General features: G+C 49.2%; 15 protein-coding genes. 9 read left to right on the top strand and 6 right to left on the bottom strand.

Going from position 1 to position 19,138, the window contains the following annotated elements; all coding sequences use genetic code 11:
* Positions 1-11: 11 nt before the first annotated feature.
* The 3 genes from AC3WU2_RS05920 to AC3WU2_RS05910 all read right to left on the bottom strand — a co-directional run bounded on the left by AC3WU2_RS05920 (position 12) and on the right by AC3WU2_RS05910 (position 3,081).
* Positions 12-887 carry a diguanylate cyclase domain-containing protein gene (locus AC3WU2_RS05920; protein WP_492452257.1) on the bottom strand — a complete coding sequence of 292 codons (876 nt, stop codon included), beginning with the start codon at positions 885-887 and terminating at the stop codon, positions 12-14.
* A gap of 269 nt (positions 888-1,156) precedes the next feature.
* Positions 1,157-1,819 (bottom strand): GGDEF domain-containing protein, encoded by a 663-nt coding sequence (locus AC3WU2_RS05915; RefSeq protein ID WP_492452255.1) that lies wholly within the window; start codon positions 1,817-1,819, stop codon positions 1,157-1,159.
* 143 nt (positions 1,820-1,962) lie between these two features.
* Positions 1,963-3,081, bottom strand: a complete 1,119-nt coding sequence (locus AC3WU2_RS05910; RefSeq protein ID WP_492452253.1) for a response regulator — start codon at positions 3,079-3,081, stop codon at positions 1,963-1,965.
* 155 nt (positions 3,082-3,236) lie between these two features.
* Here AC3WU2_RS05910 and AC3WU2_RS05905 point away from each other — a divergent pair, with 155 nt between their 5' ends.
* The 4 genes from AC3WU2_RS05905 to AC3WU2_RS05890 all read left to right on the top strand — a co-directional run bounded on the left by AC3WU2_RS05905 (position 3,237) and on the right by AC3WU2_RS05890 (position 10,558).
* Positions 3,237-4,304, top strand: coding sequence for a glycoside hydrolase family 15 protein (locus AC3WU2_RS05905; RefSeq protein WP_492452251.1), 1,068 nt, complete (start codon positions 3,237-3,239; stop codon positions 4,302-4,304).
* A gap of 242 nt (positions 4,305-4,546) precedes the next feature.
* Positions 4,547-5,239, top strand: a complete 693-nt coding sequence (locus AC3WU2_RS05900) for a DUF4912 domain-containing protein (protein ID WP_492452249.1) — start codon at positions 4,547-4,549, stop codon at positions 5,237-5,239.
* Positions 5,233-8,109 carry a 1,4-alpha-glucan branching protein domain-containing protein gene (locus AC3WU2_RS05895; protein ID WP_492452247.1) on the top strand — a complete coding sequence of 959 codons (2,877 nt, stop codon included), beginning with the start codon at positions 5,233-5,235 and terminating at the stop codon, positions 8,107-8,109. The genes AC3WU2_RS05900 and AC3WU2_RS05895 overlap by 7 nt, the downstream gene beginning before the upstream one ends.
* A gap of 1 nt (position 8,110) precedes the next feature.
* Positions 8,111-10,558: a sugar phosphate nucleotidyltransferase gene (locus AC3WU2_RS05890; RefSeq protein ID WP_492452245.1), complete on the top strand. Its 2,448-nt coding sequence runs from the start codon at positions 8,111-8,113 to the stop codon at positions 10,556-10,558.
* 172 nt (positions 10,559-10,730) lie between these two features.
* On the opposite strand, the gene rlmN is transcribed toward AC3WU2_RS05890, so the two are convergent.
* The 3 genes from rlmN to pdxR form a co-directional block, all read right to left on the bottom strand.
* Positions 10,731-11,813, bottom strand: coding sequence for a dual-specificity RNA methyltransferase RlmN (gene rlmN, locus AC3WU2_RS05885; RefSeq protein WP_492452243.1), 1,083 nt, complete (start codon positions 11,811-11,813; stop codon positions 10,731-10,733).
* A 33-nt stretch (positions 11,814-11,846) separates the two neighbouring features.
* Positions 11,847-12,326, bottom strand: a complete 480-nt coding sequence (greA, locus tag AC3WU2_RS05880) for a transcription elongation factor GreA (protein WP_018754416.1) — start codon at positions 12,324-12,326, stop codon at positions 11,847-11,849.
* Positions 12,327-12,417: 91 nt separating this feature from the next.
* Positions 12,418-13,869, bottom strand: a complete 1,452-nt coding sequence (gene pdxR, locus AC3WU2_RS05875; protein ID WP_492452241.1) for a MocR-like pyridoxine biosynthesis transcription factor PdxR — start codon at positions 13,867-13,869, stop codon at positions 12,418-12,420.
* Positions 13,870-13,988: 119 nt separating this feature from the next.
* Between pdxR and AC3WU2_RS05870 the strand changes: the two genes are divergently transcribed.
* The 5 genes from AC3WU2_RS05870 to AC3WU2_RS05850 all read left to right on the top strand — a co-directional run.
* The gene (locus AC3WU2_RS05870) at positions 13,989-14,573 is read left to right on the top strand and encodes a GNAT family N-acetyltransferase (RefSeq protein ID WP_492452239.1); all 585 of its coding nucleotides are present in this window, start codon (positions 13,989-13,991) and stop codon (positions 14,571-14,573) included.
* Positions 14,574-14,817: 244 nt separating this feature from the next.
* The gene (locus AC3WU2_RS05865) at positions 14,818-16,578 is read left to right on the top strand and encodes a methyl-accepting chemotaxis protein (protein ID WP_492452237.1); all 1,761 of its coding nucleotides are present in this window, start codon (positions 14,818-14,820) and stop codon (positions 16,576-16,578) included.
* Between the two features lie 331 nt (positions 16,579-16,909).
* On the top strand, positions 16,910-18,214 hold the full coding sequence (locus AC3WU2_RS05860; protein WP_492452235.1) for a histidine--tRNA ligase: 1,305 nt from the start codon (positions 16,910-16,912) through the stop codon (positions 18,212-18,214).
* Positions 18,215-18,270: 56 nt separating this feature from the next.
* On the top strand, positions 18,271-18,747 hold the full coding sequence (locus AC3WU2_RS05855; RefSeq protein WP_492452233.1) for an SRPBCC family protein: 477 nt from the start codon (positions 18,271-18,273) through the stop codon (positions 18,745-18,747).
* Between the two features lie 119 nt (positions 18,748-18,866).
* Positions 18,867-19,138, top strand: a 272-nt coding sequence (locus AC3WU2_RS05850) for a helix-turn-helix domain-containing protein (RefSeq protein WP_492452231.1), incomplete at its 3' end; no start/stop codon positions are given.

Below are 19,138 nucleotides of genomic sequence, written 5' to 3'. Positions count from 1 at the left end.
CGTAACCTCCCCTAAATATATTCCCCGACAAGATCCGTCTCCGTCCGCCGCACCAACATTGCAATGACATCATCAACCTGCTGATACTTCGCGAGGTCCGCTTGATTAAAGGACATCGCACCTGCGCGAACAATGAGCGACAGTGTCTGCCCTTTCTTGTCCACGAGCGGAATAGCCGTAATCGCCTGCTTGATGCGATCTGTAACGCGGTAGAAATGGTCTTGGTCGGTCATCGGACACAGAATGACAAACTGGCCGTCACCGATGCTGAATTTGTAATCTTCGTAGCGGATCTGCTGTTGAATCGTCTGCGATATGTTGAGAAGCAACTGCCCATATCCTTCCGACCCCAGAGATTCCAATACTAGTGGACGGAACTCGATCTGGAACAAGGCCATAGAGAAGCTGTACTGCTTCGCATAGCGATTCGCTAGACTCGACTGCTTCACAAGCGTACTCGCGAAACTCGCCTTATTCTCCAGCTCCGTATATAAATCAATCTGCGGATTCACATCCTTCAGCGCGTCAAGCCTCTCCATCATTCGCTTCGAGCCGATGAACTTGGTTCGGATGAACGAAGCAACCGCCGTATTCGCTGGAATCCATACCAGTGATGAGATGGTTAGTAGATTTATAGGCGCAACCGTAGCGATCCATACAAAATAACTCACCATAAAAATGAAAATGCTCACAACAGATACGCCTGCTGGAACGCAAAAACCTATCAAATACGCAAGCACCCCTGCTAGACACAATACGAGCTCAAGCATAGTGAACGATTGATCCCAATAGACCTTCATACAAATAAACAAATCTTGTACCAGGATTAACCCGATGAATAGAGCAAAACCCCAATCCAAGCGATTTATTTGCGAGCTTTTCTTCATAGGATACCTCCTTCCCCCTTCGTACCATCGATACCTAAGAAAATCTATGAAAACTTCCTCAAAACAATCGCTACATTATATCAAAAATTTACAGAAATAACATGCAAATCCTTACTGGTAAATGTTGATGTTTTTCTGAAATTTTCATAGATGACCCGTAGTTGACGCATTTACGGATAGAAAAGTGCGATTAACTGCGAACGACAAAGAAGCCCGCACTCTGCTCGGTCGAGTAGAGTGGGGCTTTTCACAAAAAGAGCGCGTGTTCTTCAGCGTACTGCGGTGTTCCGCCTTCCTTGCTTCACACGTCTCTTCGCATGTATCATCTCTTGATCGGCAGAATCGATGAGATCATCGAGTCGCGTACTCTGCTGCGGGTACCATGCACGTCCAATCGAGACGGTAAGGGATACCGCAGTTAATGCAGGGATGGATTCTAGACGCTCCACCATTTCTTGATGGGTGTCTTCGAGCTCAGCTTCACTGTCACATAACGTAAGGACGAGGAACTCATCCCCGCCGAAGCGGACGACATGGGTCTGACGAGAATTCACCTCCATTAGCGCTTCCACAGTCTTCCGCAGCATGACATCGCCTACGGCGTGACCATAATGATCGTTAATCAGCTTAAAATCATTAATATCGATAAAAAATACAGCGACCGCCCGTCCTGTTCGTCTTGCCTTCTGCTGCAGTCGATCGAACAGAAGATAGGCGGTTCTTCGCCGGTACGCAGTCGTGAGCGAATCCCGTTCCGCTTCATCGCGCACCTGGTCATAATGCTTACCTCCATACCACGACAAAACAACTGCACTGCAAGAGATGACAATGATATATATATTGAGCGAATGGATCGACATGAGATAAGCGTTCAAGCTCATCGCTAACGTGACCGTGATAAGCATCATGACTAACCTTCCAGTATGTTTCACCCTATTTCTCCTCCTTCCAGATACTCTAGGGGCCATTCTAATACGACGCGCTGAACAATAACTGAACAGGACTGCTGCACGACAAAAAACGCACGCTCGTGGCAGGGGTCGTGCGTTACATTTGCATGGACAACCTTTATTTTTTAGTTAAAATGCTGCGCATACCAGGTATGCAGCGCCTCGCTTGGCCCAACGCCCAATTCCTGCTGCAAGGTGAACGTAAGCCGCTCATACTGGCGCTTCACTTCCCCTAAATTGCCATGCATCGCGTGAATCTTCATCATTCCAAAATAAATATCCTCCACATAAGGATACCGTTCCTGCAGCTGTTGGAGCAGCAGCATCGCCTCCGTATACTGCCCTAACTGCATGTGGTAATCGACCACCTGCTTCGCATGGACGAACCACATCATGCTCAGCCGCTCCCGCTCGCTCTCGGCCCAGAAGTACCGATGGTCTTCCAGATAGTCACCGCGATACAGATCCAGTAATGCATGATGATGATGCAGCGTCTCCGGTACGACAGGCGGGGCCGAGCGAATCCCTTGCTCCCAGACATCGACGTCGATATGCACGCTCCCTTGTTCCAACCGGTACCCCTCATCTTGATATTTGACCTGAATATCCAGCCCCAATTGCTTGATCACTCTACGAATTTGATAGATGGTCGTATGCAAATGCGCCGTTGATTTCTCCATCTCATACGCAGGCCACATCCATTCAAGGATGTTCTCCTTATGAACGGTATGTCCTCGGTAGTGAATCAAGTAAGCGAACAATTCCTGCGCCTTGGTTGTACGCCATTGGAAGGTCTGAATGTCCTGTGCATCATTTCGATAATGCAAATTCAGTAGACATCCCAGCATTGCTTGCGGCTCCGGCTTCTTCGCCTCACGTTCAACATGGGTACGTTCCTGCAGCCGCCGTACGGTCTTCTCGAGCCTACTCCGCTGTACCGGCTTCATCAAATAGTCCAGCGCATTGATCTCGAAAGCATCGATTGCGTAATGACTGTAAGCTGTTACGAACACGATTTCAATCGAAGGACGAATCTCCATGAGCCGTTCAGCTAGCACCATACCGCTCATTTCCGGCATCTCAATATCAAGAAACGCTATATCAACGGCATCGCGCATTACCCAATCCATTGCTTCCCGCGGATTCTGGAATACCCCGGTAATATTGAACGCCCCTAATTCCTTCAAATGCTTCATCATGCTCTGCAGCGCCAGCCGCTCGTCATCCACAATCATAACCCTCATACCTTCGATGCTCCCTTTCAATCCCAAGACAGGCCATCCCAGTCATTTCTATTTATATCCATTATACATGGACGATTACAAGTTTAATAGAAACAGAAATCGGGCAAACTACTTAATAGAAATCATCCTATCGAACATTCAAGGAGGAGTTAAATATGTTATCTGAGAGCTATAAGATCCTGGATCAATTACGCCTACCCCACGGTTTATATGTCGCCAGTCCGTCGAAGGATTATCAATATGTCTGGATTCGCGATTGCGTCTATATGTCGTTACCCTACTTAACGAAGCCGAATCGAATCTATGAGACAACCTACTATCGGCTGCTAGATTTATTCCGCACATATGAATGGAAGCTGCATATTCTCTCGAAGCACAAGCCTACGTATGAATGGGAGTACCTACACGCCCGTTACTCTCCGCAGGATGTCCTTGAAATTCATGATCAGAACTGGGGCCACGCACAGCACGATATGATCGGAGCCTTCCTCTTCGGAATCGGCTCTGGGCTCGCACAAGGCAAGCGGATGTTCCGTGATGCCCAAGATCTGGAGATCGTTCAGCGTTTAGTCGAATATTTAGGCCACATCGAATATTGGCATGACCCGGATAACGGCATGTGGGAAGAATCCCGGGAAGTGCATGCATCCTCTATCGGAGCTTGCGTAGCCGGACTTAAAGCCGTCGAGCCTTACGTACTTGTATCGGAATCCTTGGTCAACAAGGGGCTTCATGCCCTGCTCACCCTCTTTCCCCATGAAAGTAAGGAGAAATCAACCGATTTGGCGCAGCTCAGCCTGGTGTACCCTTATAGGCTATTTACTGGCATGCTCGGGGATATTATCGTGCAGCGTGCAGAGCAGCACTTGCTGCGAGACCGCGGTCTGATCCGCTACGAGGGAGACAGCTACTACAGCACCCTCGAACATCACCATGGCAGGCATCATCCCCGTGAATTCTATCGCGGGACAGAAGCGGAATGGACATTCGGGTTGCCATGGCTTGCCCTATGCCATATAACACTCGGCCGTCTGGATGAAGCGAATCACTACATTCACAAGACGGAACGCGTCATGACGAAGCCGGGAGTTCTGCCCGAGCTATATTATGCCGGGACAGCGGCGGCGAATCCGAATACCCCGCTCGGGTGGAGCAGCGCCATGTATATTTTGGCCAAAGAAGCACTGCCGGCCGAGACGAACCTGCTCAGCAACCTTGCTTGACCATTCCTAAACCAGCCTTTTTTCAATAAAGCGCTTACGAGATTTGCTCTTCTCGGAGGCGCTTTTTATTTTGTCAAAATGTGCAATGAACCTCGAAAATTCTACAAAAGGTCCTGAAATCCTCGCTCATACTTCGGCAAACTTATCACGGCATATCCTATACACTAATCTATGAAAAGAACAAGGAAGCCCGTGAGTGACTTTCTTCTCATTTTCAAATAAGGAATTGGAGGGCAAGTTCATTGGATATTGAAAACATAATGCGATTACTAGAAGCAGGACGAACGCGTAAAGAAATTGCAGAACAGCTCGGCGTATCCTATGGCAAACTGAACTATCATTTGGCGAAGGAGCGCAATAAGGCATCGCAGCATGTTGCTGCAGCAGTACATAACGTCATGTCATGTCCGCCCGAGATTGACGAAGCTCATTTGCAACCGATTGATGAGATCCTCGATCACATCACGATCATGCCAAGAGATCCTTCATCGCTCTACGTCTATTGGGATATCACGAGTCAGCGGAAGCAGATGACAGAAGAACATTTCCACACCGGATTTCATAACCTGCCCAAATTCCTGCGTGTGTATGATATTACGTGTCTGGATTTTAACGGCGAGCACTGGAACCGTTCGACAGACATTGCGCTTCATGCAGATAGCGACAATTGGTTCGTTATGGGGATGGAAGCGAACTGCACTTATATTGTAGATTACGGAACAACAACTCTCGATGGGAGATTTGTAACACTCCTACGTTCGAATACAGTAACACTTCCGCCTCAAGACGAGAGCTCTTGGACGGAATATCACGCCGTGACGCTGGAGCTAGCGAATCCAGCCCCAGCCCCCGAATGGCACAACGCATTTACAGGCTATTCCCTGTCTGCGCCATCAACCAATACAACAGAGGAAGGAGTGAACAAGGCATGGTAAAAGGTTATTTGTCCCTTGTCCTACATGCGCATCTGCCCTTTGTGCACCATCCCGAGAGTGAAGATTACATTGAAGAGCGTTGGCTGTTCGAAGCCATGACCGAGACCTATCTTCCGCAGCTTGACGTATTCGAAGGACTGTTACGTGACGGGGTCGATTTCCGCATCACAATGTCGTTAACGCCGACGCTGCTCTCGATGTTAGCCAGCCCATTACTCCAAGAACGATACCTCAGCTATCTCAACAATTTGATTGAACTCTCGACATGCGAGTGCGAACGGACCGAAGGCGACGAATCCTTCCATCCCCTTGCCGTCCAGTACCTCGAACAATTTGAGCACATCAAAGACCTATTCGTAACGACTTACCAAGGCAGAATCATTGATGGTTTCCGCAAATTTCAAGACGCAGGGAACCTGGAGCTCATTACATCCGCTGCAACACATGCCTTCTTGCCTTATGTGAAAACCGAGCAAGCGATTCGTTCGCAGATCGAAAATGCGATCTCGGTACATACCGCCCTCCTTGGACGGAGTCCACGAGGGATCTGGCTGCCCGAATGCGGCATGAAGGAAGGCTTAGACCGCATTCTGAAAGACTACGGCATCGATTTCTTCTTCACCGATACGCACAGCCTGAATCATGCGAGCCCGAAGCCGCGGCGCGGTGTCTATGGCCCGGTCGTAACCCCGCATGGCGTGGCGGCTTTTGCCAGAGATCAAGAGACTTCCAAGCAAGTTTGGAGCTCGCTTGAAGGCTATCCAGGCGATTATGATTACCGCGAATATTACCGGGATATCGGGTATGACCTGAACTATGAATATATTAAGCCTTACCTACATAAGACGGGCGTTCGTCTGCATACCGGTATCAAATACTACCGCATCACAGGGCAAGACGGGCATAAAGAGCCCTACCGCCCCTCTTGGGCAGAAGCGAAAGCATCCAATCATGCAGGCAATTTCTTCTTTAATCGGGAGAGGCAAGTGGAGCATCTCGCTGCACACATGGATCGCAAACCGATCATAATCGCTTCCTATGATGCGGAGTTGTTCGGCCATTGGTGGTATGAAGGCCCTCGCTTTATCGACCAATTGTGCCGCAAAGCACATGATAACGGGCAGATCATTCAGATGATCACACCTGCCGAATATTTGCACGAATATCACGAGAATGAACAGTGTCAGCTGGCCTTCTCCAGTTGGGGGCGCGCCGGATATGGCGAAGTATGGCTCGGGCAGGACAATGCTTGGATCTATCGCCACCTTCACCGGATGGAAGAACAGATGATCGAACTCGCAGATCGCTTCCTTAATCCAACGGATCTCGAGCAGCGTGCACTAAATCAGGCCGCGAAGCAATTGATGCTCGCCGAGAGCAGCGACTGGGCGTTCATTATGGATAACAAGACGATGGTGCCTTATGCGGTCAAGCGGACGCAGAATCATATGAACCGATTCCAGAAGCTCTATCGTGCACTCAGCAGCGGAATGATCGATGAAGTTTGGCTGCAAGAAGCGGAACACCGGGACGACATCTTCCCTTCGCTCGATTACCGGATCTACCGCTCATATCCTGCAGCTACAGCTGAACTGCATGACGTAGTCCAGCAAGCTCGAAATGGGCTCAAAATATTAATGCTCTCCTGGGAATTCCCACCGATGACCGTCGGCGGATTATCACGGCATGTGTATGATCTCACCCGCAGCCTGACGAAGCAGGGCATGGAAGTCCATGTCATTACCTCGCATGTCAACGGGTACCCTGCTTACGAAGTGAATCAAGGCGTTCATGTACATCGCGTCAGAACGTATCAGGCCCATGACCTTAGCTTCATGGAATGGGTGTTCCAACTGAACCTTGCCATGACGGACTACTGCAAGCCATTAATTGCCCATTACGGTCCATTCGATCTGATCCATGCACATGATTGGCTGGTCTGTCAGGCCGCCACAGCGCTGAAGCATCAGTTCCATCTGCCGCTCGTGGCCACCATTCATGCGACAGAGCATGGACGTAATCAAGGAATCTATAGTGAACTTCAACATGCCATACATCATCTTGAATGGAAGCTGACTTATGAAGCATGGCGGGTCATTGGGTGCAGCCGTTATATGGAAGAAGAGCTCATTCGACTCTTCCAATTACCTGCCGACAAGCTGGACACCATTGCCAATGGCGTCGATTCGCAGCTCCTTCAGCCGGTAGAGGTCGAGGCATCCATTAGAGCGCAATTCGCACGGCCCGATGAGCGCATCGTGTACTTCGTAGGTAGACTCGTTCGCGAGAAGGGTGTGCATATTCTGCTAGATAGCATCCCTACTATTCTGGCGAGCTGCCCGAATACGAAATTCATCATCAGCGGTAAAGGTCCCGTCATGGAGGAGCTCCAGGCGCAAGCGAGACAAATGAACGTGGACCACCACGTCCTCTTCACTGGATTCGTTGATGATACGACGCGAAATCAATTGTTCCAAATGGCTTCCATCGCTGTATTTCCAAGTCTATATGAACCTTTCGGCATTGTCGCGCTCGAAGCGATGGCTGCTGGAACACCTGTCATTGTCTCTGGAACGGGAGGCCTTCAGGAGATGGTGAACTATGGAGAGGATGGCTATACCGTCCTTCCTGGCGATGTTCCATCGCTTGCTTCGCATGTGATCCAAATGCTGCAGAATCCAGATTTGGCGAGCAGCATGGCACAGCAAGCTGTCTATAAATTAGCTACTGCGTATAACTGGGATCATATTGCTCGGCAGACGATCCATACGTACCACCGCACGCTGCATCGTGAGTTCGACCATCTCGCGTACCAAGAAGTCGCAGCGACCGAAGATTTAAAAAACGGGATGAAGAACAGGGGGAATTAAGATGAAAGCAGTTATTATGGCAGGAGGCAAAGGGACGCGTCTGCGCCCGCTGACCAGTAACACACCTAAACCGATGGTACCTTTATTAGACCGTCCTGTGATGGAATATACCATAGAACTGCTTAAGCAGCATGGGATTACCGAGATTGCTGTAACCGTACAGTATCTCCCTGAAATGATTCGTTCTTATTTCGGAGACGGCTCCGATTTTGGCGTTCAGCTGCACTATTTTGAAGAAGATAGCCCATTAGGTACGGCAGGCAGCGTTAAGAATGCGGAAGAATTCCTCGACGAGACCTTCATCGTCATCAGCGGGGATGCTCTGACCGACTTCGACTTAACGCAAGCGATCGAATACCACCGCCATAAAGGATCCATCGGAACGCTCATTCTGACTCATGTCGACAGCCCGCTCGAATTCGGCGTTGTTATGACCGATGATGACGGCCAGATCATTCGATTCCTTGAGAAGCCGAGCTGGGGCGAAGTCTTCAGCGATACGGTCAATACAGGTATCTATATTCTAGAGACTGACGTGTTCAATTACTTCGATCGCGGGCAAGTGTTCGACTTCAGTCAAGACCTCTTCCCACTGCTTATGACTCAAGATCAGCCGCTATATGCTTACGTAGCAGACGGATATTGGTCAGATATCGGCAACCTGACGCAATATCGGGAGACGCAATTCGATATGCTGGATCGTAAAGTGAACATCGCGATGCCAGGCACGGAAATTGCACCAGGCATCTGGACGGGCGAACATGTGAAAATCGACCAAGACGTCATTCTGCAATCCCCTTGCTTCATCGGCTCCGATTGCATTCTGGAGCCTCATGTTACGCTTGAACCTTACTCAATTATCGGCGAAGGCTCTATTCTGGGCCGCAATACGTCTCTAGAGCGCGCTGTCCTATGGCGGAATAATCTAGTTGCGCTAGGCGCAGAAGTCAAAGGCGCTACGCTATGTCAAAATGTGATTGTACAGTCCGGGGCTATCGTCCACGAAGAAGCTATTGTCGGAGACGGATGCCAGATTGGGACGAAGAGCATCGTCCAACCAGGCGTTAAAATCTTCCCGAATAAAATCATCGATCATCATACGACCGTCAAACATTCCTTCATTCGGGGTGATCGCTTATCCAAAAATCTCTTCGGTCAATCGGGCGTGAACGGCACATGCAATGTCGATCTGACGACCAACTTCGCCAATCGTCTTGCCTTAGCTTACGGAACGACAATTCCTGCAGGAGTGACGGTGGGCGTCAGCCATGACTCTTCACCATTTGCCGCCTTGATTGCTAATGTGTTCCTATCCGGCCTGCATGCTTCGGGGATTCATACGTATCAATTCGGTTCGATGACATCATCCTTATCGCGGCACGCCGTCCATCATTCCGATTGCGTGGGCGGCATTCATATCCGCGCACTTACCGAAGGTAGCGACACGCAATTCGTCATCGAATTCCTCGATGATGCCGGCCTCCCGCTTCGCAAGAATGCGGAACGGAAAATCGAAAACGCCTATGTTCAAGAGGACAGCCGTCTCATTCATCCGAGCAAGGTCGGGCGGGCAAGAACCGCGCCCAACGTTCGCCTTCAATATCGCGAACATCTCCTCTCGCTCGTCGGAAACCGTTCGATTGAATCCCAAGGCTATACCGTCGTGTTGGAATATGATTACCGGAATTTGCAGCAAATTATCCCGGAATTGCTCGAGATTCTCGGCTGCAAAGTCATTCAACTCAACCGGGTTACATCCTCCCCTGACGAGCTCGCGAGCTGGGTGACATCGAGTAAGGCGGATTTCGGTATCCGATTAGATGCCAATGGGCAGCAGATCGATGTCGTTACCGACCAAGGTGAAGTAATCTCTGAATCCATGCTGTCGATCCTGCAGATCATGATTCAGTTGAACCATAGCGATCATCCAGAGCTCTACGTCCCGGTCAACATCTCACACAGCGCTGAGATTCTCGCGGCGCAGATGGGTCGCTTGGTCATTCGCACCAAAGCGGATTCGCGCTCAATCATGGAAGGCTGCCAGAACCAAGGCTTCCACATCTACAACGACGGACTCTATACGCTGGTGCATCTCATGCAGCTGATGGCTGACAAAAATTTGCCTCTATCTCAGCTCGTGGATTCCATCCCCGACTTCACCCTCTTGAAGGAGAAAGTCGAATGCCCGTGGGCGGACAAAGGCAAAGTTATGCGATTTCTAATGGAAGAGACAAAAGGCAAGCAAGTCGAGCTGATCGACGGAATTAAGATCTTCCACGATGAAGGCTGGACCTTGATTCTACCGGACAGTGAAGAACCGATGTTCCAAGTATTCGCGAATGCAGGGAACCATCAGACCGCGAAGAAGCTTGCCATGACATACGCTCAGAAAATTCATGATTATCGTCAGCGTGTCTTATCGAGACCGATTTCGGTAGCCATCCAATGAGAAACACCTCTATCGAGGCACTAACAAAGATGAGCGACCGCGTTTAAAGGTTGTTTTTATCGCCAAATAGAATTTTGCGTTACGATATAAGAAAAAGAGCACCATCCTCCTCCCTAAGGTGAAGATGGTGCTCTGTTCTGTTATTTCCCAGGGAATGGGGTCGTTGCTGCGCCTAACCCGCTTCCGTGCGATCTTTATTGATCTGCTTGCTCCGCAGCTGCCCGCAAGCCGCATCAATATCCGATCCGTGTTCCAGACGTACGCTGACGCTGATCCCGTTCTTCTTCATCACATCGAAGAATGCCCGTACAGACTCCTGCTCACTCCGCTGGTACTGGCTATGCTCGTCTACCGGGTTATACGGAATCAAATTCACATTGGCCAGCTTCTTCAGACGCGGACGGGCTTGAATGAGCTCTGCAAGTTCGACAGCCTGCTCTAGGCCGTCATTCACATCCTTCAACAGAATGTATTCTAGCGTAATTCGACGGTTCGTCTTCTCCAGGTAATATTCAATCGCCTGCATTAACCGCTCAATCGGTATCGCCTTATTGATCTTCATAATCCGTGTCCGCAGCTCATTGTTCGGTGCATGCAGCGATATCGCCAGGTTCACCTGAAGGTCGGAATCTGCGAACTCTTCAATTTTGTCCGCCAGACCGCTGGTAGATACCGTGATATGTCTTGGGCCAATCGCAAGTCCTTTCGCGTCCTTAACCACATTGATGAAATCGGACATATTCGTGAAGTTATCGAATGGTTCGCCAATCCCCATGACCACGATGTGCGTAACACGCTCTCCCTGCCCTTGCGCATCCAGATGATGCTGAACCTTCATGATCTGCCCGACAATCTCACCGCTCGTGAGATCACGGCTCTTCGCCAGCAGCCCGCTCGCACAGAAGCTGCAGCCGATGTTGCAGCCGACTTGCGTCGTAACACAGACGGATAATCCGAACTTATGTCGCATCAGGACCGTCTCAATCAAGTTGCCGTCTTCCAGTCTGAACAGGAACTTAATGGTTCCGTCCGTGGATTCCTGCTTCAAATATTCCGTTAAGGTCTCGATGGCGAAATTCTCGGACAATAGCGCGATGCAATCCGAATGAACATCTTCCATCGCGGCAAAATCCGTAACCCGTTTCCGATATAACCAGTCCCAGACTTGCAGGGCTCTCGATTTCTTATGTCCACGCTCCGACAGCCATGCAGCCAATTGATCGCGTGTTAATCCATAAATGGATGCTTTATTCATGCCTTATCCTCTTTCCTATCTAGGGGTCCACCATTAGACCCTTTTAATCTCAAGCACTTCATAGCTGATGACACCCATCGGCGCCTCAACCTTAACGACATCGCCCACCTTCGTCCCGAGAAGCGCCTTCCCTAACGGACTTTCGTAGGAAATCTTATTATCAAGAACATCTGCTTCTTCAGCACCGACAATCTTATATTCCACTTGCTCTGCGAACTCACGGTCATGAAGAACAACCGTCGAACCGATATTCACCTGGGAATGATCCAGGTTGCTCGAATCCACCACACGTGCCCGCTTCAATTTGCCTTCAAGGACCAAGATTCGCGTTTCCATGAACGCCTGATCGTTTTTGGCGGAGTGATATTCACTGTTCTCCTTCAAATCCCCATAACTGATCGCGAGTTTAATCCGAGCCGCGAGCTCTTTACGCTTCACATATTTAAGATCATCCAATTCGGCTTGTAATTGTTCTAAACCCTCGGGGGTCAAAATCACTTCTTCTTTCGCCATCTCAACAACTCCTAATGCATTATGATTACAATTCTACCTTATATGTGTGAAATATGCGAAATTGAAATGAAACTTTCTATTGGATCTGCTCTTAACCTTGTTCGTGAAACCATACGTCATATAACCGCTTGATCCCAGGTTCGATCCGTTCCAGCTCAATCCCAGCGAAACCAATGAAAAACTCTCGATAGGGATATGACGACGGTTCTATCCAGGTATGGGCAGCCGAAGCGACACGAACCCCTGCTTCTCTGGCGCGCAAGACTAGCTCATGCTCCGTAATCGGATGATCGATACGCAGCAAAATGTGGAAGCCCGCATCCTTCCCGATAATCATCGCTCTCTCCCCAAACACCTCTTGGATCGATTGGATGAGGAGATCATGCTTCAGCCCATATCGTTTGCGCATTTTGCGGATATGCTTCTCCAGATGCCCTCGCTCCATAAACGCTTGTAAGGTGCATTGATGAATGCGAGAAGCCGATTGTTCGAGCAGCATCTTATACTCAACCTGCTGATAGACTGCGATCAAGTCAGGGGGAAGTACCATGTAATGGATGCAAAATGCCGGAGCCAGCACCTGCGAGAATCCACCCAAATAGATCACACGATTCCCGCCCTGTAAGCCCTGTAAGGATGGAATCACGCGACCATGATACCGGAATTCTCCATCATAGTCATCTTCAATAATATATCCCTGTACATGCTCTGCCCATTCGAGCAGCTGAAGCCGCTTCGCGATCGGCATCACGATCCCTCTCGGATATTGATGGGAAGGTGATACACAGACCGCCTGAACTTGTCGTGCATAGACTTCTTCCACCTGCATGCCGTTATCTTGAAGTGGGATCGGACACACCTGCAGCCCTTGCTGTCTAAATGTCTCCGCATGCAGAAGATAGCCCGGATTCTCAACCCCGATATGCTGTAACCGTCCCTTCAAGAAATGGCATATCATCGATAACAGATGATGCTGGCTTGAACCAATAACCACCTGCTCCGGTGTGCATTCACACCCGCGGAATTGACGAAGATAATTACTGATCTGCACGCGAAGGCCGTATTCGCCTTGCGGATCGCCATAGAACAGCAGGTCCTGATTGCTCTGCCGGAGCACTTGATTCGATAGCCGGCGCCATAATTCAAAGGGAAATATCGTGTGATCATTCTTCGATAGATGAAAGTCATACTGATATTCTCGATTATCTCTCGCCGGCACAGTTCGGGGAATAGACGATACATCGGATAATGCTCGCCCCGACTCGCTACCTCCAGCTTGCCGGTAAGGATCCGGGAGCTTCTGAACATAATACCCTCGCTTAGGCTGGCTATCTAAGAAACCTTCAGCGACAAGCTGACTGTAAGCCAATTCAACCGTTGTCGCACTAACACCGAGCGTCCCGGCTAAGGAGCGAATCGAAGGCATCCGCATGTCCTCTGTCAGCTCCCCTTCGGTAATTGCCGTCTTCACCTGCTCATATAATTGCGCATACTGGGGAGCCTTCGCATCGGGGTCCAGCTTCGACATTAAGACCTTACGCATCTTGCACCCCTATCTGTCCTTTAGAATTATTCAAATCTGTATATTCTCAAGTATACAGATTTGCGATACGGTATGTACATCACAATATGATCAATCACGATCAAGTTAGGAGGCATCTCATGAGTCATAACGCCAAAGCGGATCGTCCTGTACGATTTCTGGAAGGCACGAAGATCTATTTACGCCCGGTGAACAGCGCGGATACGGAAGCTTATTATCAACTGCTGTACGATACGGACATGCTTCGTCTAACCGGAACGCAGCATCATTTCACGAGAGAACAGATCGAGCGTTACATCGATAGCAAATCGCAGAATTCATCCAGCATTCTCCTACTCATCGTGGATGCTGCAACGGACGAGATTATCGGCGATATTGCGCTGCAGGACATCTCCGATACCAATCGCAGCGCCGGTCTACGGATAGCGATCAGTGCAGCGCGCCATCAAGGACGAGGCTATGGATCCGAAGCGATCCTGCTGCTCCTCGATTACGGATTCGGCATTCGGAATTTACATCGAATCGAACTGAACGTCTACGCTTATAATGAGCGGGCGCAGCATGTATATCGCAAATTAGGGTTTCAGCAGGAAGGCATTCAGCGAGACGCCCTATTCTACAATCACGAGTATCACGATGCGATCTTGATGAGCATGCTGGAGCACGAGTATCGTGCACGGTATTTGACCCACACCACTTCATAACCGAAACCTCGGGAATCATGCAGAAAACAGGACGGTATCGTCCTGTTTTTTCGTGCTGAATATCATTATTTCCCACGCCTTCCATTTTGTTGATCCACCTCTCCATTTGCATATGATTTTTACATAAAATTCTTAAACTTCGATGCGAATAATGACGATAAATAATTAATCACAATCACAAATATTTATTAGCTTCACCTGGAATGATGTCTTGTACTTCTTAGAATGTATTGGGGGGCTTATCGTGAAAAAGAAAAGTTGGGTCAACAGAAAAAGTTTAATTTTCAAATCTAGCGTTATTCTTGCTGTGTTATTCTTCCTGCTCGAGAGTATTCTTACGATCACGTCATGGTTGCAATTACGCAGTCAGCAGACGGACGAAATTCTCAACATGGGATGGACGCTGCAAAATGTGATTGCTCAGAATACTGGGGAGATTGAGAAAGCAAAAAAATTAGTTGGCACGAATGAATTCACGCAAGATCCAGGCATTCAAAGTCTCCAGCGGCAGCTCAACAGCATGAATCAGAATGAAATCATTTCGAACAGCTATATTTACTTACCTGAAGTTGCCTCCAACGGGGATAACAAGAGGGTTACCATCCTCCTTGCTAACCAAGCGATGTACGATATGAACACCAAACCAGGAGACCCTTATGAAGCCACAGGCGCATTTGCCAAAGCATTTGATCAGATGGAGCAAGACGGCTACGCCATGTCCGAGGTATACAAAGATAACTTTGGCGAATGGATTAGTATCATCAGCCCCATTACCGATAAGGACGGGAAGAAGCTTGCCATATTCGGCATCGACATTAAATACTCCCTCCTGGCAAAACAACAGAGCGGCATGCTCATCAAAACGGTCTCAATCGCGCTTTCCGTCGTATTCTCGTTCATCGTCTTAGTCATTTTCTTGGTGCGTATCACGCTACGTCCTATTCGGAAGTTGTCCGAGCTCAGTATGCGTGTCGCAGAGGGGGACCTTACGGTTACTATTCCGGTCCATAACCAAGACGAAGTCGGAATTCTATCGACCAACTTCAATGCGATGATTCACAATATCCGTCAGCTTATTCAGAATGTACAGACCACGGCGGACCATGTTACCTCTTCGTCCAAGGTGCTAACCATGAGTGCAGAACAGACCTCCAGAGCGACCGAAGAGATTGCCGGCTCTATCCAAGAGGTTGCATCAGGATCTGAGACACAGAGGCAATCTGCAATGGAGAGCCAGATTGCGATGGAGGAAATGGCAACGGGCATTCAGCGGATCGCAGAGTCCTCTTCACGGTTGTCCGATTATGCACGCGAAGTAAGCGGAAATGCGGAGCATGGGAATGTGATCATCCGCCAATCCGTTCATGACATGCAAGAAATTCATCAATCCGTCTCGAATACAGTGGGAATTCTGGCTACTTTACAACAACAATCCCAAGAGATTGAACATATACTATCCACCATTACGAACATTGCGGGACAGACCAACCTCTTAGCGCTGAACGCTTCCATTGAGGCGGCGAGAGTCGGGGAACACGGCAAAGGATTCGCTGTCGTCGCGTTAGAGGTTCGTAAGCTTGCGGATTTATCGCATAACTCTTCACAGCAGATCTCGAAATTATTAAACGATATTGCAGCGAACATTCATCAGGCATCGACTGCGATGAACACCAGCATGGATCAAGTCGAGCATGGGGCACGCGCGGTGCATACCGCAGGCGAGACCTTTGGCGGTATCGTCGGTGCACTACAGAGCGTCAATGAGCAGGTGCATGAAGTCTCCGCAGCCGCAGAACAAATGTCAGCAAGCAGTGAGCAGGTTGCCGCATCCCTCGATGAGCTTGCTCGAATCGGCCAGAATGCTTCGCAGAACTCACAGAGCGTAGCAGCTTCTTCCGAGGAACAAATGGCCATGATGCAAGAGATCTCAAGCTCCGCTTCTACTCTGCGCGATATGGTCATTGAGCTCGATCAGGAAGTGAAGAAGTTTAAACTGAACGAGTAACCGTTCAGAGGAGAAAGAGGAGAACGCACATGAAGTGTGTTCTCCTCTTTTTGGTGTATAGAGGCAACCGGTTCGAGAAAACAGCCCTTGAATGTCCGCAGCGAATCCTCTATAATCGTTCTAAATCACGTTCTGAAGGAGATCATCACAATGGATACCATCCAATGGAATAATCAACTTCATCATTACAAACAGCGTTAGCACACCTGATCAAAATTCAGGGTGGGCTAACGCTTCTCGCGTTGGCCCACCTGCGGCATATTGAGGCGCGCAGGACCTATGGGTCCGGCGCGTTTTTTGTTTTACCTACAAAAAGAGAGGGATGACGGCTATGCAAAATGTAAAAGGAACCTATGATTTCTGGGGACAAGAACAAGCACTTCGGCACAACATTCAAGCCACACTTCAGGACGTTTTTGAATTGTATGATTTCGAAGGGACGAATACGACCATACTGAATGAGCTCGAACTGCTGACATCGAAGTATGCAGGCGCGGATGAGATCATCAAGGAAATATATCAGCTCACGGACCAAGGGAAGCGGCAGCTGGGGCTGCGTTACGATTTGACGATTCCTTTTGCGAAGCTGATCGCCATGAATCCAGGGTTTAGTTTGCCGATCAAACGATATGAAATGGGCAAAGTCTTCCGCGATGGTCCGGTGAAACGCGGTCGACTGCGTGAGTTTCAACAGTGCGATGTCGATGTGGTGGGCATTCAAGGCCCCGAGGCTGAGGCAGAACTGATGCAGCTTGCGATTGAAGCTTTTCGCAGATTAGAAATCCCCGTTACGGTGAAATGGAATAATCGCCGTTTTCTTGGGGAACTATTGGAATCCATAGGCGTGCCCTCCCAGGAGATGCTCTCGGTTATGCTGACACTCGATAAAATCGAGAAAATCGGACCGATGGGAATTCAAGAAGAATTGAACACGAAGGGGCTGGACTCACGTGTGATCGATGCAATCCTTGAATTCGCTGCGAAAAAGGACTGTACCTTTGATGAATGTTTGAAGTACGACGGGCTTCAAGGACTCCCTGGGGCCATGGAGGTTCGTGCACTGCTAGCCCTCATTCAATCCCTTGGACTATCGCAAGTATGCTCATTCGACCCGTTCCTGTCGCGGGGGCTATCATTCTACACCGGGACCGTTTATGAAATCTTTGATGCTTCCCTATCCTATCCCTCCAGCTTAGGTGCTGGAGGCCGATACGATGCAATCATTGGACAGCTCATTGGTCGGAATGACATCGATTATCCCACGGTTGGACTTTCGTTTGGGATGGAATCCATTATGGAGATGCTTAAGAACCGTGCGAACCCCTTGCCGGTTGCCTCCGTCCTCGTCATCCCCATTGGAGACGCAGCTACCGAAGCACTAAGCATCGCGGCCGAGCTTCGAGCGAACGGTATTCGTACACGGACGGATTTCACGAAGCGTAAATTGAAGAAATCTCTAGCGTCGGCCTCGTCGCAAGGTATTCGATACGTCATCTTGATCGGTGAAGATGAAGCACGCGCCGGGAAAGTGTGCCTGAAAGACATGAACGAGATGACCGAATCCGTGGTCACGGCGGAAGAAGCCCTCTACTGCATCGAACATAGCCTAGAATCGCGTCTTTTCTGTATGGCATGATCGCCTTAACGTAGTATACAATCAGTCTTAAGAATCGAATGAAGGAGGAATGAGACATGCTAGCGAACGTAGCGCCAAATGGAGAAGGTTGCATTGCAGAATTCCGCCGCATATTGAAACATCCCATCAAGGAAGTATGGGCTTACCTGACCGACAACGAGAAGCTGCAGCAATGGTTCTCGGAGCTGCGGGTAGAAGCACTTCGCGAAGGTGGGCGAATTCTATTCGACATGCAGAATGGTACATTCGAGGAGATGACGATTACCTCATTCGAGCATAACGCTGTACTTGCGTTTACATGGGGTGAAGATGCCGTTCGGTTCGAATTACATCCAGCACAAGAAGGCACATTGCTCGTGATGAAGGAGACGATCCATCGAATCACACCGCATACGCCGAGAGACCTCGCCGGATGGCATGTCTGCCTCGACGTCATTGCATCCCTGCTGGATGGACGAGACTTCGGGTCGCGTGAGAAAGTGTGGAAGCCGTTGTATGAACAATATAAAGAAGCTATGGACGCGATGAAGTAGATCATCGTGCAGCATCACATGAAATAAAGCCCCGACTTCGTGATGAAGTGCACCCCTTAGAATAGACATTGGAATAAACCCCTGGTTTATCCGATGAAATTCTAGGGGGTGCATTTTTTATGCCGGGGAAAAAAGGAATGAAGTTTAATGAGTATTCGTTTGAGACAAAGGTGGAAGCCATTCGTCTTCATTTAGAGGAAGGCTGGACGTACCGTAGGATCATGGAGAAGTTCGGGATAGCAGATCGACATCGTTTGAAAGTATGGATGCGGAAGTATAAAGAACTCGGTCAGTTCGGACTTATGGATCAACGAGGACGACGAGAGGAATATGTAGACAAAGACAGGCAGGTCCAAAAACTTAAACGGGAGAACGACATGCTAAAAAAGTG

The organism is Paenibacillus sp. EB106-05-06-XG162 (assembly GCF_058791655.1).
Note: the sequence above shows the minus strand (reverse complement) of the source record. Positions and strands in the feature narration are given on the sequence as shown.

Excerpts from the sequence above, each read along its gene's own strand:
- AC3WU2_RS05920 (WP_492452257.1), bottom strand. The coding sequence starts at position 887 with ATGAAGAAAAGCTCGCAAATAAATCGCTTGGATTGGGGTTTTGCTCTA.
- AC3WU2_RS05910 (WP_492452253.1), bottom strand. The coding sequence starts at position 3,081 with ATGAGGGTTATGATTGTGGATGACGAGCGGCTGGCGCTGCAGAGCATG.
- AC3WU2_RS05905 (WP_492452251.1), top strand. The coding sequence starts at position 3,237 with ATGTTATCTGAGAGCTATAAGATCCTGGATCAATTACGCCTACCCCAC.
- AC3WU2_RS05895 (WP_492452247.1), top strand. The coding sequence starts at position 5,233 with ATGGTAAAAGGTTATTTGTCCCTTGTCCTACATGCGCATCTGCCCTTT.
- AC3WU2_RS05890 (WP_492452245.1), top strand. The coding sequence starts at position 8,111 with ATGAAAGCAGTTATTATGGCAGGAGGCAAAGGGACGCGTCTGCGCCCG.
- rlmN (WP_492452243.1), bottom strand. The coding sequence starts at position 11,813 with ATGAATAAAGCATCCATTTATGGATTAACACGCGATCAATTGGCTGCA.
- greA (WP_018754416.1), bottom strand. The coding sequence starts at position 12,326 with ATGGCGAAAGAAGAAGTGATTTTGACCCCCGAGGGTTTAGAACAATTA.
- pdxR (WP_492452241.1), bottom strand. The coding sequence starts at position 13,869 with ATGCGTAAGGTCTTAATGTCGAAGCTGGACCCCGATGCGAAGGCTCCC.
- AC3WU2_RS05870 (WP_492452239.1), top strand. The coding sequence starts at position 13,989 with ATGAGTCATAACGCCAAAGCGGATCGTCCTGTACGATTTCTGGAAGGC.
- AC3WU2_RS05860 (WP_492452235.1), top strand. The coding sequence starts at position 16,910 with ATGCAAAATGTAAAAGGAACCTATGATTTCTGGGGACAAGAACAAGCA.
- AC3WU2_RS05855 (WP_492452233.1), top strand. The coding sequence starts at position 18,271 with ATGCTAGCGAACGTAGCGCCAAATGGAGAAGGTTGCATTGCAGAATTC.